15 protein-coding genes are annotated in these 15,060 nt (G+C 70.4%); 6 read left to right on the forward strand and 9 right to left on the reverse strand.

Annotation, left to right across the window (positions count from 1 at the left end):
- The first annotated feature begins 16 nt into the window (after positions 1-16).
- The 3 genes from ACIHAR_RS06800 to ACIHAR_RS06810 all read left to right on the forward strand — a co-directional run bounded on the left by ACIHAR_RS06800 (position 17) and on the right by ACIHAR_RS06810 (position 2,420).
- Positions 17-499 (forward strand): HIT family protein, encoded by a 483-nt coding sequence (locus ACIHAR_RS06800; RefSeq protein WP_400017483.1) that lies wholly within the window; start codon positions 17-19, stop codon positions 497-499.
- Positions 500-623: 124 nt separating this feature from the next.
- Entirely contained in the window at positions 624-1,640 is a 1,017-nt protein-coding gene (locus ACIHAR_RS06805; protein WP_400017485.1) for an alpha/beta fold hydrolase, read from the forward strand.
- 153 nt (positions 1,641-1,793) lie between these two features.
- The gene (locus tag ACIHAR_RS06810) at positions 1,794-2,420 is read left to right on the forward strand and encodes a glyoxalase (protein ID WP_365453501.1); all 627 of its coding nucleotides are present in this window, start codon (positions 1,794-1,796) and stop codon (positions 2,418-2,420) included.
- Between the two features lie 320 nt (positions 2,421-2,740).
- Here ACIHAR_RS06810 and ACIHAR_RS06815 read toward each other — a convergent pair whose 3' ends face one another.
- Positions 2,741-3,523: an alpha/beta fold hydrolase gene (locus ACIHAR_RS06815; protein ID WP_400017488.1), complete on the reverse strand. Its 783-nt coding sequence runs from the start codon at positions 3,521-3,523 to the stop codon at positions 2,741-2,743.
- Positions 3,524-3,776: 253 nt separating this feature from the next.
- On the opposite strand from ACIHAR_RS06815, the gene ACIHAR_RS06820 reads away from it, so the two are divergent.
- Entirely contained in the window at positions 3,777-4,157 is a 381-nt protein-coding gene (locus ACIHAR_RS06820; RefSeq protein ID WP_400017491.1) for an antibiotic biosynthesis monooxygenase family protein, read from the forward strand.
- A gap of 93 nt (positions 4,158-4,250) precedes the next feature.
- Here ACIHAR_RS06820 and ACIHAR_RS06825 read toward each other — a convergent pair whose 3' ends face one another.
- The 8 genes from ACIHAR_RS06825 to ACIHAR_RS06860 form a co-directional block, all read right to left on the reverse strand.
- Positions 4,251-4,595 carry an STAS domain-containing protein gene (locus ACIHAR_RS06825; RefSeq protein ID WP_400017493.1) on the reverse strand — a complete coding sequence of 115 codons (345 nt, stop codon included), beginning with the start codon at positions 4,593-4,595 and terminating at the stop codon, positions 4,251-4,253.
- Between the two features lie 8 nt (positions 4,596-4,603).
- Positions 4,604-5,908, reverse strand: a complete 1,305-nt coding sequence (locus tag ACIHAR_RS06830) for a PP2C family protein-serine/threonine phosphatase (RefSeq protein WP_400017495.1) — start codon at positions 5,906-5,908, stop codon at positions 4,604-4,606.
- A complete protein-coding gene (locus tag ACIHAR_RS06835; protein WP_365453490.1) occupies positions 5,908-6,711 on the reverse strand; it encodes an alpha/beta hydrolase in 804 nt (267 codons plus the stop codon). Before ACIHAR_RS06835 ends, ACIHAR_RS06830 begins: the two co-directional genes overlap by 1 nt.
- 236 nt (positions 6,712-6,947) lie before the next feature.
- Positions 6,948-8,234, reverse strand: coding sequence for a SpoIIE family protein phosphatase (locus tag ACIHAR_RS06840; RefSeq protein ID WP_400017498.1), 1,287 nt, complete (start codon positions 8,232-8,234; stop codon positions 6,948-6,950).
- 136 nt (positions 8,235-8,370) lie between these two features.
- Positions 8,371-9,330 (reverse strand): hypothetical protein, encoded by a 960-nt coding sequence (locus ACIHAR_RS06845; protein WP_400017500.1) that lies wholly within the window; start codon positions 9,328-9,330, stop codon positions 8,371-8,373.
- Between the two features lie 33 nt (positions 9,331-9,363).
- A complete protein-coding gene (locus ACIHAR_RS06850) occupies positions 9,364-9,522 on the reverse strand; it encodes a hypothetical protein (protein ID WP_365453481.1) in 159 nt (52 codons plus the stop codon).
- Between the two features lie 62 nt (positions 9,523-9,584).
- Complete coding sequence (locus ACIHAR_RS06855) at positions 9,585-10,133, reverse strand: hypothetical protein (protein ID WP_400017502.1); 549 nt, start codon at positions 10,131-10,133, stop codon at positions 9,585-9,587.
- Positions 10,134-10,259: 126 nt separating this feature from the next.
- Positions 10,260-10,976: a Crp/Fnr family transcriptional regulator gene (locus ACIHAR_RS06860; protein ID WP_400017504.1), complete on the reverse strand. Its 717-nt coding sequence runs from the start codon at positions 10,974-10,976 to the stop codon at positions 10,260-10,262.
- Between the two features lie 237 nt (positions 10,977-11,213).
- On the opposite strand from ACIHAR_RS06860, the gene ACIHAR_RS06865 reads away from it, so the two are divergent.
- Together ACIHAR_RS06865 and ACIHAR_RS06870 are read left to right on the forward strand one after the other, a co-directional pair.
- Positions 11,214-13,988: an ATP-binding protein gene (locus tag ACIHAR_RS06865; RefSeq protein ID WP_400017506.1), complete on the forward strand. Its 2,775-nt coding sequence runs from the start codon at positions 11,214-11,216 to the stop codon at positions 13,986-13,988.
- Positions 13,989-14,297: 309 nt separating this feature from the next.
- The gene (locus ACIHAR_RS06870) at positions 14,298-14,948 is read left to right on the forward strand and encodes a hypothetical protein (RefSeq protein WP_400017508.1); all 651 of its coding nucleotides are present in this window, start codon (positions 14,298-14,300) and stop codon (positions 14,946-14,948) included.
- Positions 14,949-15,060: the final 112 nt, after the last annotated feature.

A 15,060-nucleotide genomic window follows, 5' to 3' on the forward strand; every position in this document is an offset into this window, starting at 1 on the left:
CGGGTAGGTTGAACCCATGGCTGAGGGCTGGCGGACGGATCGGATCGGGGCTGCTCTGCGAGGGGAGAACCCGACCGTGCTGCGGCGGCTCGAGTCGGGATTCGCGGTGATCGGGGACGTCCAGTTCTTGCCGGGCTACTCGGTCCTCCTCGTCGACGAACCCGGAGTTCAACGGCTGTCCGACCTGCCGAGGGCCAAGCGACTGGCGTTCCTGTCCGACCTGGACCAGCTCGCAGAAGCCGTTGAGCGGGCCTGCCACCGCTTGGATCCCGATTTCCGACGGATCAACCTGGAGATCCTCGGCAACACGGACCCGTTCCTGCACGCCCACGTCTGGCCGCGGTACGGGTGGGAGCCGGCCGAGTCGGTGGGCCGGCCGGTGTGGCTGTATCCGCGTGAGCGGTGGATCGACGAGCGGTCCAGGCTCGGTCCTCAGCATGACGTGCTGCGGGAGGCGATCAGCGGCGAACTGGACCGGTTGCGTTCGACTGATTGCTGAAGCGGCAACAAGGCTCGCTCCGCCGCAGGGTCCTCAGCATGATCGGGTACGGGCCGCGGGCACGGCGGATCGGCGATCGCGGTCGCGGCTGCGGCTCACACAAGCCGATGGATGCGGAGGGCTCATGTCACTGCACGTCACAAACGTCACGCATCGCCTGGTGTCCTCATCGGCGGGCCGGATCCACCTGGTGGAGCAGGGAACCGGGCCGCTGGTGCTGCTCGTGCACGGTTTCCCGGAGTCCTGGTACTCCTGGCGCCACCAGTTGCCGGTACTGGCCGCGGCCGGCTATCGCGCGGTCGCCATCGATGTCCGCGGCTACGGCCGCTCCTCCAGGCCCGCTGACACGGCCGCGTACCGGATGCTCGACCTGGTGCAGGACAACGCCGAGGTGGTGCACGCCCTGGACGAGGAGTCGGCCGTGATCGTCGGCCACGACTGGGGGGCGGCGATCGCGGCCAACTCCGCACTGCTCGAACCGGACGTCTTCCGCGCGGTGGGGCTGCTCAGCGTGCCCTACACACCGCGCGGTGGACCGCGGCCCAGCGATGTCTTCGCACAGATGGGCGGGGTCGAGGAGTTCTACGTCTCCTACTTCCAGCAGCCAGGCCGTGCCGAGGCCGAGATCGAACCCGACGTGCGCGGCTGGCTCGCGGGCTTCTACGCGGCTCTGTCCGGCGACACGATGCCCGGGCCGGGGGCCCCGGACCCGCACTTCGTCGGCAAGGAGGGGACGCTCCGTGACCGGTTCCCCGCCGACCGGCTTCCCGCCTGGCTCGGCCAGAGCGACCTGGACTTCTACGCCGGGGAGTTCGAACGCACCGGCCTGACCGGGGCGCTCAGTCGGTATCGCACCATGGACCGTGACTGGGAAGACCTCGCCGCCTTCGACGGCGCCCCCATCACCCAGCCGTCGTTGTTCATCGGTGGCCGCCTGGACGCGTCCACCATGTGGCTGGCCGACGCGATCGACGCATACCCCGCCACGCTGCCCGGGCTGACCTCCTCCCACCTCCTGGACGACTGTGGCCACTGGATCCAGCAGGAACGCCCCGCCGAGGTCAACCAGATCCTCATCGACTGGCTGGCCACCCTCCCGCCTGAAGCGCTCGCGCAGGCGGCCGGTGCTGTCGAAACCTGACGTGCACATCGTCGTCCCTGGCTACGGCTCCGCTGCCGCCGGAGGGCTTCACAAGGCGGCAGGGTGGCCCGATGGCCGGGTCACCCTGCCGGTGCCGGTACTGGTCAGGAATGAAGAAGCACAGGTCCGGGGCCCGCGGCTAGCGTCATCATCATGACTTCCATCGCATCCGTCACCCTCGAGGTGGCCGACCTCGCCGCCGCCGACCGCTTCTACACCACCGCTTTCGGTCTGGGCGCTCCGCTGCTCCTGCAGGCCTCGCAGGCACCGACGACCGGATTCCGCGGGTTCACCCTGTCGTTGGTGGTGTCCCAGCCGGCCAACGTCAACGCCCTCATCGACGCAGCCGTGGACGCCGGCGCCACGGTGGTGAAGCCCGCCGCCAAGTCGCTGTGGGGTTACGGGGGCGTCGTACAGGCCCCGGACGGGACGATCTGGCAGGTCGCGTCGTCGTCGAAGAAGGACACCGGCCCCGCCACCCGGCAGATCGACGAGATCGTGCTCCTGCTCGGCGTCGAGAACGTGAAGGCCAGCAAGCAGTTCTACGTCGAGCGCGGCCTCGCCGTGGCCAAGAGCTTCGGCAGCAAGTACGTCGAGTTCGCCACCGGATCGGGTCCCGTCAAGCTGGCGCTGTACAAGCGCCGTGGCCTGGCCAAGGTCGTCGGCGTCTCTCCCGACGGCACCGGTTCGCACCGGCTCACGATCGGCGGCGACGCCGGGCAGTTCACCGACCCGGACGGGTTCGGTTGGACGACCGCGTCGCAGAGCGCGTTGCTGTGAACCGGTGACGCCACCGCACGTCGCGACCGGCATTCAGGCCGCCCTCGCGCCCGCGGTGCCCGGAACTGCTGACCGGTCGAAGCGCTCCACGACCGGACCCGTGTGGGCCTGCGTTCCCGTCACCGTCCACCTCGCCCTCTCCGCCGCGGCTCGTCGACCCGCCCGTGGGTCCCGGCGCCAGTCGTCTCGCTGTTCACCCGCTGACCTGACAGTGCCGGGCCGGAGGATCCGTCCGACCAGACTTCGACCACAGCTCTGCCCCACGCCGTGCCCTGTCCCGGCCGGTGCCCGATCCCGGCCCGTGCCCGACCCAGGCCCCTTCAGCCCCTGCTTGCGGACAGCAGGAGCGCGGCGATCCGGCCCGGATCGTCGGTCATGGGGGAGTGGCCGCAGCCTGGGAGCCGGACATGGCTGGCCGCGGGCAGGAGCCGGGCCGCGCGGTGGGCCTGATGCCGAGGGGTGAGGTAGTCGCGGGTGCCCCAGGCGATGGTCACCGGGACGCCGGGGGTGAAGCCGGTCAGCCGATAGCGGCGGACTGCCCGGCGGGTGGCTTCAAAACCGGGGGAGCGGGCCAGGTTGCGCAGGGCGCCGTCGGCGGCCTCGGCCGTCAGCCGCCGAGGACGCGCGACGAGTTGCCAGAACGCCAGCGTGCGGCCCAGCGGGCTGTCGGCCACCCGTGCCGTGCGGTGGCCGAGGGTCTGCGCCGTCCTGCGCGCGATCCGCAGCGAGCCCAGGGCGTAGGCGGCCTCCGGGCCGGTCCACAGGCCGATCGGGGACAACGCGACGGCGCTGCCCACCACGCCCATCCGGGCGAGCTCGAGGGCGACGGCGGCGCCGAGCGAGTTCCCCGCGACGGGCGGGCGCGTGAGACCGGTCGCGGTGAACCATCGGGCGACCTCGGCGGCCAGTGCCTGCACGGTGGGGGTACGGCCGTCCGGCAGCGGGGGGCTGTCACCGAAGCCCGGCAGGTCGACGGTCACGACCTCGCGCTCGCCGACGAGCAGTTCGACGACGGGCGACCAGCCCTCACGGTCCAGCTGCCGGAGCACGACCAGGGCCGGTCCCGCGCCGTGGTGGCTGCCGGCGAGCCGAGTGACGGACATATGTGGATCATACGGTCACGTTGGCTGCTCGGCCTCCATCGCCTGTCGGCGGGCGGAGAGGGGCCGGCACGGCCATGTCTCACCGCCGACGTGAGCATGCGGTGCCCCGAACCGCAACCCGGACAGGCCCGGCTGACCTGGGGCGCGAGGCCAGGACAGCCGTCGGGTGGCCGGAGGACGTCAGTGCCGACGGCCTTGGTCAAGAGCCGGGAAAGACGCCGGAGCCTTGGACGCACCGCCCTACAGTGGCGCCATGAGCGATCACTCGGAAGCGCCTGTCACGCCGGTCGAGGCCTTCGAACCCCCCTACTACGTGGCTGTCTTCACCGCGGTGAGAACCCAGGACCAGAGCGGCTACAGCGAGACCAACGCACGCATGGAAGACCTGGTGAAGGAGGTCCCCGGATTCCTGGGGATGGACCACGCGCAGACTCCTGGCGGGCTGGGCATCACCGTCGGGTACTTCCGAGACGCCGACGCCCTCACGGAGTGGCGGACCAACGCCGAGCACCGCGCGGCGCAGAAGCGCGGGCGAGCCGAGTGGTACCAGAGCTACACGCTGCACGTGGCGAAAGTGGAGCGGAGCCACGGGTTCGAGCTGGTGGAGGTCCCGCAGAGCCCGACAGCAAGCTGACCCTCCGAGGCCATCGCACCTCATGGCGGGCGACGGCGGAACGCAACGACTGAGCAGCCGGCCACGGGCGCGGGACTTGAGCCGATCTCGTCGTCAGGAGCGGGTGGTGGTGCCGGTGTCGTCGTCGGGACAGAGAGAGAAGATCTGGTCGAGGCCGACGATGCTCAGCACGCGCAGGATGTGGGACGGGACCGCGGTGAGTGCCATGTCGGCCTGGGCGGCGTGGGCGTGATGGCGTGCGGCGATCAGGGCGGTGATGCCGCTCGAGTCGCAGAATTCCATGCCGGCCAGGTCCAGAACGAGGCGTTGGCCCGGCTGGAGGGCGAGGGCGGTGATCAGTTCGCGCAGCTCGGTGGCGTTGCTGTAGTCCAGGTCGCCGATGATCTCCAGAACGGGACCGGTCATGGCGTCTCGGGTGATGATCTTCAGGGGGCGCATTCGGGGATTCACGTCGCTGCAGAGGTGGGGAGGTGGGCGGGGGCGCCGAGGGCGAGCAGGGCGGTGTCGTCGTCGAGGCCGTCGCCGAAGCTGTCGAGCAGCCCGATGAGGGCCTGGACGACGGCGTGCGGGGATGCGCCGGCGTGGCTGGTGGCGAAGGCGAGCAGGCCGTCGTCCCCGTAGAGGCTGGTGCGGTCTTTGCCGGTGCGGGCTTCGGTGAGGCCGTCGGTGTAGAGCAGGAGGGTGTCGCCGGGGGCGAGGACGGTGCGGACGGCGGTGAAGCGCGCCTCGGGCAGAACGCCGACGAGGAGGCCGCCGGGGGTGGGCAGGTAGTCGGACGTGCCGTCGGCGCGCAGGACGAGCACGGGCGGGTGGCCGCCCGAGGCGAGCTGGACGGCGACCTGCCCGGTTGTGGCGTCGGATTCGAGCGTGCCGAAGATGGCGGTGCAGTAGCGCGGATCGCCACTGCCGGTGTAGCGCTCGTGGAGCACCTTGTTCAGGCTGGTCAGGGCGGACACCGGGTCGGGGTCGTGCATGGCGGCGGCGCGCAGGGTGTACCGGGTCAGTGAGGTGAGCGCCGCGGCCTGCGGTCCCTTGCCGCACACGTCACCGAGGAAGAACGCGAAGCGCTTGCCGTCGACCGGGAAGACGTCGTAGAAGTCGCCGCCGAGCCGGTCCGGTGAGGCGGTGTGGTAGTAGGCGGCCGTCTCCACTCCCGGGACCGGCGGCAGGCTGTCGGGCAACAGCGACTGCTGCAGTACGGCGAGGGCGTCCTGCAGCCGGGCCCGGTCGGCCTCCGCCTGCCTGCGCGCCTCTTCGGCCGCTTGACGACGGCGCAGGAGTTCCTCTTCGTAGGCGCGGCGGTCCCGGGCGTCGAAGACGGTGGTGCGCACCAGCAGCGGCTCGCCCATGCTGCCGTGCTTGATCACCGAGGAGACCAGCACCGGTATTCGGCCGCCCCCGGCTTGTTTGACGTCCAGGGCGATGCCGCTGATCTCCCCCTGCATCCGCAGCAGCGGCGCGAAGTGTGTCTCGTGGTACAGCTTGCCGCCCACGGTCAGCAGGTCGGTGAACCGCATCCGGCCCACCACCGCCTCGCGATCCAGCCCGAGCCAGTCCAGCAGCGTGGCGTTGATCTTCGCGATGGTGCCGTCCATCAGCGTGGACAGATAGCCGCACGGCGCGGACTCGTACAGATCCTCGGCGCTGTCCTCCAGCAGCGTGGCGAACGCCGCGTCCGATGCCTTCTCGTCGTCGGCGTCGTCGGCGTCGTCGGCGTCGTGGGGGTCGGGCTGCTGTTCGGTGCGGCACATCATCGCAGGGCCGCCAGGAACTCGATGATCGCCTGATTGGTGGACTCGGGCGCGGACAGGTGGGGGCAGTGCCCGGTGGCGTCGAGAGTGACCAGCGTCGAGCCGGCGATCGCCTGGTGGACGAAGGCGCCGACCTCCCGGGGAGCGATGACGTCCTGGGAGCACTCCAGCACCAGCGTCGGGACCCGCACGTTCTTCAGGTCGTCCCGCGAGTCCGACAGGAAGGTGGTCCGTGCGAAGACGCGCGCCATGTCCGGGTCGGTGGCGCAGAAGCTGTTCTTGAGTTCCTCGCCGAGTTCGGGTCGGTCGGCATTGCCCATGATCACCGGTGCCATCGCCGCCGACCAGCCGAGATAGTTGGACTCCAGAGACTCGAGCAGCTCGTCGATGTCCTCGGCGCTGAACCCGCCCCGGTAGCCGTCGCAGTCGATGTACCGCGGCGACGGCGCCACCATCACCAGCGCGCCGATCCGCTCCGGAGCCATGCCGGCGGCCATCACGCCGATCATCGCGCTGACGGAATGCCCCACGAACACCGCGTCGCGCAGGTCCAGCGCTTCACAGACCTCCACCGCGTCCCCGGCGTATCCGTCCAGGGACGAGTACCGGTCCTCCGAGAACGCGGACGAGTCGGAGCGGCCCGAGCCGACGTAGTCGAACATCACGACCCGGTAGTCCCGGACCAGCGCAGGGACCGTCAACCGCCACATGTTCTGGTCACAGCCGAACCCATGGGCCAGCACCACCGTGCGCCCCTGGGGGTTGCCGGTGACGGTGACGTTGTTCCTGCGGACGATATCCATTCCGCCAGTGTCTCAGGCCGTGACCGCTCATCGCACACAGCACCGAATCACCTCAGGTCCCGCCAGCCTCCCGCACAACCGGCCCCGTCCCTGTGCCGGCCTGCGAGTGGGCGTCCGCCGCCGTGCCCGGCGTGGGGCGCGCCCCGGACACGGTCGGGCGGCGAGCAGGACGGTGATGCCGCTGGAGTCGCGGAAGGTGAGACCGCGAGGTCGACGGCGAGCTGCCGGCCGGGGGGTCACCTCGTTCCCGGCCGCTCGTCACGGTCGGGGCGGGGCACGTGGACGGCCAGGACGGCGGCGTCGTCCTCCACCCCGGGGCCGAGGGTGTCGAGGAGGTCGCGGATGGCTGTGATGGCGTGCTGGGCGGTGGCGGGGGCCAGGGCGCGGCCGAAGTCGAGGAGGGCGTCGTCGCCGTAGCGGTCGCCGCGGATGGTGGTCTGGGCTTCGGTGAGGCCGTCGGTGTGCAGGAGAAGTGTGTCGCCGGGATCGAGGCGGAAGGTGGTGGTGGCGATGTGGGCGTCGGGAAGGACGCCGATGAGCTGGCCGCCGGGAGTGGGCAGGTAGTCGGCGGTGCCGTCGGCGCGGAGCAGCAGGGCCGGGGGGTGGCCGCCGCTGGCCAGGGTGATGCGGAATCCGCCCCGGCCGCCGTCGGGGGTGAGCAGGCCGAAGATGACGGTGCAGAACCGTGGGTCGGCGCCGTTGTACTCGTGTTCGAGGACGGTGTTGAGGTTCTTGAGGACCGCGGCCGGGGCGGGGTCGTAGACCGCGGCGGCGCGCAGGGTGTAGCGGGCCAGGGAGGTGACGGCCGCCGCCTCGGCGCCCTTGCCGCACACGTCGCCCAGGAACAGCCCCCAGGTACCGGCGGCGAGGGGGAACAGATCGTAGAAGTCTCCGCCGACCTCGTCGATGGAGGCGATGTGGTAGTGCGCCGCCACGTCGAGACCCGGCACACTCGCCAGAGTGGGCGGCAGCAACGTGGCCTGCAGGGTGGTGGCGAGCTGCCGGAGGCGTTCGCGTTCGCGCTCCGACTCCTGGCGGGCGCGCAGCAGCTCCTGCTCGTAGGCGCGGCGGTCGCTGGCGTCGAAGACGGTCGTGCGGATCAGTAGTGGCTGTCCGTCGCTCCCGGTCTTGACGGTGGAGGTCACCAGGACCGGCAGCCGGCTGCCGTCGGCCGCTGCCATCTCCAGTGCGATTCCGCTGATCTCACCCTGCATGCGCAGCAGCGGCGCGAAGTGCGTCTCGTGATACAGCCGCCCGCCGACGGTGAGCAGGTCGGAGAACCTCCTGCGGCCGACGAGGTCGTCGCGCTGGTAGCCCAGCCAGTTCAGCAGGGTGGTGTTGACCTTGGCGATCCGCCCGTCCAACAGGGTGGAGAGGTATCCGCACGGGGCGTTCTCGTACAGGTCCTCGCAGTTGTCTTCCGGCAGGGCGGAGAACGTCTGGTCGTCGCCCGGGCGCTTCTCAGGGGCAGGGCCGTCCGGCCCACCGGACGCTCGCGTCCCGTTCCTGCTTCGCACGTCCATACGGTTCATCCTCGCAGAACGGGGACGCCGGGACCCGGCGAGCCACAGGTGATCACCGGCCTCTCGGATGCGCGGTGATCGCGACATGCCGCCTGTGGTCATGAGCAAGCGGGTGCCAGGGTTCCTGCGGCGCCGGTCATTCCTGGAGCCAGTCGGCGATCGCCGCCGTGATCCGGGACGCGGAGGGGTCGGGGAGGAAGAGCCATTGTCCGCCGGGATTGAGGTCGATGAAGTAGGTGTCGTCGGCCGTTTCGATCCAGTCCTGGCTGGAGTAACCGACGGACAGGGCGGCCGAGAGCCGCAAGGCCTGCTGTTCGACGTCGGGTGCGTTCACCGGGCGCCAGGAGGAGTGGGCGGCGGCGCTCTGACGCCAGTCGAGCGGCAGATCCTCGGCCGCGATGTCGAACGCCCAAGCGGTGTGGCGGACGGTGACCACGCGCAGGTGCCGTACGGCGTGGAGCCGTTCTTGCAGGATGAACGGGGCGCCGGGCAGGAGGTCCGTCCAGGCGGGATGGAGGGTGTCGACGGGCGCCGCGAAGACCACGCGCGGATCGTCGGGGGTGTCCAGCCAGAACTGTGCCGGCCCGAGAGGTTTGGCGACGAGACCTGCGTGCGGCGAGGGGGCGTTGGACGCGTCGTTGGTGACCACCGTGGGCGGCATCCTGACGCCCGCGTGCGAGGCGGCCCTGCATTGGACGATCTTGTTCTCCGCCGTGAGCAGCGCGTCGAGACTGCTGAGCCAGTCACACGCCAAGGTGCGCGGCAGCGCCGTCAGCAGTGCCCGCCACGCCCCGTGCACGGCGGCCTGTTTGCTTCCGAGCCTGATGCCGGTGTCCCAGTCGGCCGGCGCCAGACGTCGGATCCAGCCACGACGGGCCTGTTCGAGGTGGGCGGTTCCCTGCCCGTTGACGGTGTCCACGCTGAAAGAGGCGGAGGACGCGGTGAACCGCGTCCGCTGGATGCCGACCGTGTCCAGGACGGCCAGCGGGCGACGCGGACAGATGCGGTCGGTCACCTCACGCACGTGAGGGTCGGTGAGGTCTCCGATGACCACCACCGGGGCCGTCTGTGCGCCGCTGCGGGCCGTCCTGGTCATGTCGCTCCTTTCGCGCCGTGCCGCGGGAGGTCGTCAGAGGCAGAAGGGGTCGCCGTCGGTCGTCTCGACGGCCATCGTCGTGGTGCGTCCGGGAGCATCGGCGAAGTCCACGACCTCGGCCATCTCGTCGTAGAGGCTCAGCCGTGCGGGTTCGTCGCTCACGGCCACGTGGTGCTGTCGCTCGTCCTGCATGTCGGTCTTCCTTTCCCTTCTCGTGCGGAAGCGGCGGAGGTCCTGCCGCCGGGCTTGAAGAGTCACGCCGCCTGGTGCTCCGATCCTCCTTCCGTCGGCTCGTCGAAGATGTCGTCGGCGCAGGCGAGCAGGGTCGCGCCGATCCCCTTGATGAAGGCGTAGTTCACCCCGCCTCCGATGGCGGCCCCCAGCAGGGGGATGAGCCTGCCCGCCGCGCCGGCGCCGAGCCGTTTCACGATCTCCTGCGCCGCCTTCACCACCAGGAAATGCAGCCCCTTGGCACCGACCTCCACCCCGATCGACAAACCGACGATCTTCATGAACTGGTGGAAGCCGACCTTGTACCGGCCGGTGCGGTGGTAGATCACCGCCAGCGTCACCTTGAACTGCTGCGTGACGGTGTTGGCCATGTCCGCGGGAATGCCCAGAGCGAGCGTCAGACCACCGCCCAGTGCGCCGGCCGCTCCCGTGGCCGCGGCCAGGCGAGCGCAGTGGTTGATGTACCCCTCGATGCCGCGTTCGTCGACCTGCTGCTTGATCTTGAAGCCGTCGAGGTTTCGGTGGATGAACTCGAAGGAGCCTCCCAGCGGTCCGAACTCTTCCGCGCCCACAGCGCCTCCCGTTCCGGCGGCCCTCGCACGGTGCGTGCCGCTGAGACGAGGGTGCCGGTGGCGAGTGGGCCGGGTCTCCGTCAGAAGACGGGTTTGCCCGGCACGGCCTGACACGACGGCAGGATCTCAACCTGTACCGGTCGACCGGACCTTGGCGGCATCGCACACCTTCACACACCGGTATCCCGTGCGAACGGCACCTTCCCGTACCAGTGCGCGCAGGGCCCGGCTGACGCTCACCTCAGAGGCCCCTATGAGCGTGGCCAGTTCGCGCTGTGTCAACGGGACCTGGGCGGTTGCCGCGCCGGTCTGCTCGCACCACTCGGTCAGGACGCGGCAGAGCCGGACGAGGACCGGCACTCCTGCGAGGTCGACTCGCCGCCGCGTGGCTGCCCGCAGTCTTTCGGTGATGTGGCGGCTCAGGGCCACGGCGGCCGTGGGGTGCCGGTGCAGGTACGCCAGGAACTCGTGCTGGGCGATGACCCTGACGGCGGCGGGACCGACTGCCGTGACGGTGGCGATGCGCGGTTGCCCGTCGAGTCCCGACATCTCGCCGATCAGATCGCCGCTGTGCCTGACGGCCAGCAGTGTCTCCTGCCCGTCGGGCGTCGTGGCGCTGACCTTGACGGAGGCGTCGACGAGCAGCAACACGTGCGTGGTCGTGGAACCCTCGGACAACAGGGTCTGGCCGGCCCCCCAGGTGTGTGCGGAACCCAGCGCCAGGAGCGCGGCCCGGGCCTCCGCGGGAAGGACGGCGAGGAAACTGTTGCGCGGCCATGTCCGGTGGTGCCTGGACGCGCTCGAACTGGACAGGTGGGCCCCCTCCCCGCAACGCCTGTGCAACCGCCCTCCCTTGACGGACGACCCCCGACCCGGGGCGCGTCACCTCACGGCACGGCAGGAACAAACCGGATGCTAACGGAGTCTTCGTGGCCACACCGAGCAATGCATGACTTCGTGCGATCTGTCGTTCTTCGCCGGTTCGGAAGCGGTATACCGATGACTGAGACATGCGGGCCGGGGCGCGTGGGCATGCCCTCGCCGGGGCGGTCGGCGGGAAGGCAGTGGTGAGGAGAGTGTGTGCCGGGAAGGGTTTCGGACGCGCCGTTCGTCGGCCGTATACAACAGCTGACGCAGATGGCTGCCAGGCTCGGTCGGGCAACGCGCAGTGAGCCGCAGATCATCGTCGTCGACGGACCGGCCGGTATGGGGAAGACCTCTCTGGTGCGGCGCTTCCTCGCCGACGCGGAGCCCGGGCATCGTGTGCTGTGGGCGAGCGGCGAGGAGTTCGAGATGCAGCTGCCCTACGCGGTCGTGGCCCAGCTGCTGACGCACCCCTCCCGAGCACCGGGCGAGGCGGTCGAGCGGCCGGGGCGTGCCACGTGGCCCGGTCCGATCCTGCCCGACCCCGTGGAAGCAGGGGCTGTGTTGCTGGACGTGATCGGCAGGTCCCAGGGCCCTTCGCCACTGATCATGGTGGTGGACGACATGCACTGGGCCGACACCCCGTCCCTCCACGCGATCACGTTCGCACTGCGGCGACTGCGGGTGGACCGCGTCCTGGCCGTGCTGGTGATCCGGGACACCACTGACCCCCGGCTGCCCCAGGGGCTGCGCCGCATCATGCACGACGACTCCACGCTCGCCCTGACACTCAAGGGCCTCTCCGTCGCGGACGTCGCCGCCCTCAACTGCGCTGTCGGCCCAGCGCGACTGCCGCGCCGCGCCCTGAGCCGACTGCACGCGCATACACAGGGGAACCCGCTGCACACCAAGGCCCTGCTGCAGCAGTGCACACCGAGCCTCCTGGGCGCCCACCACGCACAGTTGCCCGCGCCTCGGGGATACGAACGGATCATCGCCGCACGCCTCGACGAGTGCTCGCCCCCCACGCGCCGTCTGGTGAACGCCGTCAGCGTGTTGGGCACCTCCAGTGCCCTGCACACGGCCGCGCGCGTCGGCACGGTCCCCGACGCCCTCGAGGCTCTCTCCGAGGCCATGCGCCGCGACCTGCTGGAAGAGGCCTCACACGGCGGTGCCCCCCACGTGGCCTTCGCGCATCCGCTGGTGAGAGCAGCTGTGTATCAGGCCATGGAACCCGCGCTGCGCTCCCGCCTCCACCACGCGGCGGCGGGTATCGTCACCGAGCCCCAGATGGTCCTGCAGCACCGTGTGTGGGCGGCGGCCGGCCCGGACCCCGACCTCGCGCGGGACCTGAGCACCTACGCGGCCGAGCGCTCCCGCGAAGGAGCGTGGTCCGCCGCCGCCTCGGCCTCCCTGGCATCCGCCCGTCTGTCGCCGCAGGAAGCCGAACGCACCCGACGGACCCTGAAAGCGGTCGAGTACCTCCTCCTCGCCGGGGACATCAGCCAGGCCGCCGAGATGGAACCCACCCTGCGCGCCATGCCGCCGAGCCCGCAGCGGCACTACGTCCTCGGCCACCTCGCTCTGACGACTGGCCGTCTGGACGACGCCCGCCAAGAACTCGACACCTGCTGGGAGAGCTGCGATCCGGCGACAGCGCCCGAGACGGTGCGCTGCGCCACCGAGCAGATGGCATGGCTGTGCCTGATCGAGGGCGACGGGAACGGCATCGTCCAGTGGGCGCGGCGAGGGCTCGCCCTGCCGCCCGGCAACCGGCCTTCCTTCCTCCGCGACTCCCTGGCGATCGGACTGGCCGTCACCGGCCGGCACGAAGAAAGCATGCACTCCGTGGGCCACCTGCCCGACGCGGGCCCGCCCCGCGCACGACACGAGCTGGAAGGCCTGCTCGCCCGGGGCATGCTGCGACTGTGGAACGGTGATCTCGGCGCAGCCCGCCACGACTTGAAGCAAGCCTTCGACGCGCACCGGCGCGGCGGGCTGCCTTACGCGGCCCTGGTGGCCCTCGGGTTCCTCACAGACGCCGAGTACCGCAGCGGACGCTGGGACGATGCGATCGCCCACGGCACCCAGGCCGTTTCCCTGGCCGAAGACACCGATCAGGTCTCGATCCTGGCCGTCGTCCACGCCTTCGCGGCCTTCCCGCTGGCCGGCCGCGGCGAGTACCAGGCCGCCGAGGAACACGCCGACGCGGCCGCCGAACACGCCCGGGTACTCTCGGACGTCAACGACCTCGCGCTCGCGCACACCGCACATGCCCTCATACGGACTGCCCAGGGGGACCATGAGCAAGTGGTCACGCTCTTGCGGCCGTTGACCAGTGCGGAGATCGTCCACCGCGACGGCCTGGACGAAACAGGCATCATTCCCTGGCGGGCTCTGCTCGTGGAGAGCCTCATCCGCACCGGCCACCCGGAGGAAGCCGAGGAGCTGCTCGCCGACTACGAACTCCGCGCCGCCCAGCGGCAGCGATGGCTCGATCTCGCCGCGGCCTGCCGATGCAGGGGCCTGCTCGAAGCCAGCAGGGGACGCGCGAAGGAAGCGGAGCAGGCCTTCCGACATGGGCTGGACCACGGTGACGGCGGCGAGGCCTGCTGGGAGCAGGCCCTGCTGCACCTGTCCTACGGCACGTTCCTGCGACGCGCCGGCAGACGCAGCGAGGCCGTCGCCCAACTCGAGCCCGCCTTGCGGACCTTCGACCGATTGCGGGCCATGCCGTACCTGGAGCGGTGCCGTACCGAACTGGGAGGCTGCGGCCGCACCACGACGAAAGCCCGCACCGCCCGCCATCCGGTGCTGACCGCACAGGAGCTCACCGTCGCACGGCTGGCCGTCCGGGGGCTGACCAACCGGCAGATCGCCCGCGAGCTCATGCTCAGCGTCAAGACGATCGAGTACCACCTGGGCAACACCTACATGAAGCTCGGCATCAACTCGCGCATGGGACTCGTCGCCACACTCGATCCGAAGTAGCCGATACCGCCCGAGCCGCAATTCCTCCTCCTCGCTTCACTGCTGCCACGACGCTCATCGCCTTCTGTCGACGGTCCCCAGGGATATCCCCGGGTGTGTTCCCGGGGTGCCGGTGCACCGGCACCCCTAGCGTGCGGAAGACAGCGAGGACAGCACAGAGAAGGGCCCTGAAGGCGCTTGCGCGCCGATCCACCTCGGGGATCGGGGCCGTGAGACGGACATCGAACACCCATGCGCCCGCCATGGCGGCGCACCTTTCCCGGGAGGGCAAGAGTGCTCATCGATACGGCAACGCCAGGGTCCCGCACCATGCCCCTGCAGGGGATGCTCCCGCCGGACGCGGCCGACGGACAGCAGCCGGCGCCCGCCGCCGTCCCCCGCGACCACCGGATCAGGCTCGCGTTCTCCGTGGACGTCACGGGCTACAGCGCCAGGCCCGTCGCGTGCCAGGACCAGGTGCAACGGCGGCTTGCCGTGCTCGTCCACCAGGTGCTGCACGACGCCCGGGCCGATCTCGCGCGAACGGACGTCCAGCCCGTGGGCGACGGCATGAACGTCGTGCTCCCGGCCGACATGGAGTGCATCGAAGCTCTTCCACGGCTGATGACCGGGGCCGCCCGGCTCCTCTCCCAGGACAACCGTGCCTACAGTGACCGACTGCGCCTGCGCATGGCGTGGGACATCGGTCCCGTCAGCCGCGCCGCCCTCGGTTTCGCCGGCCCCCTGCTGGTGCGGCTCAGCCGTCTGGTCGACTGCGAGCAGCTGCGGACGGCCGCAGAGAGCACCGCGCACGCCGACCTCGTGGTCGCGGTGTCCGACTGGCTCTACGAGAACGTCTTCCGGCCGGGATACACGGACGTCCATGCCGACGACTTCACCAGGATCTGCGCCGTGAGCAAGGACTACCGGGCTTCCGCCTGGCTCTGGACCGGTGATCACCTCGCTCCCGGGCCGGTCTGATTCTTGAGAGGCCGACGTCTGGCGCTGAAGCACCGAGTACGTCAGAGACGCCTACCGGGCCTCAGGGGGCGGATCGAAACGGTGTTCCTATTTTGTCGGATGTCGGGTTAAG

This window comes from Streptomyces sp. NPDC052016 (assembly GCF_044548445.1).
In the GTDB taxonomy this organism is placed as follows: Bacteria; Actinomycetota; Actinomycetes; order Streptomycetales; family Streptomycetaceae; genus Streptomyces.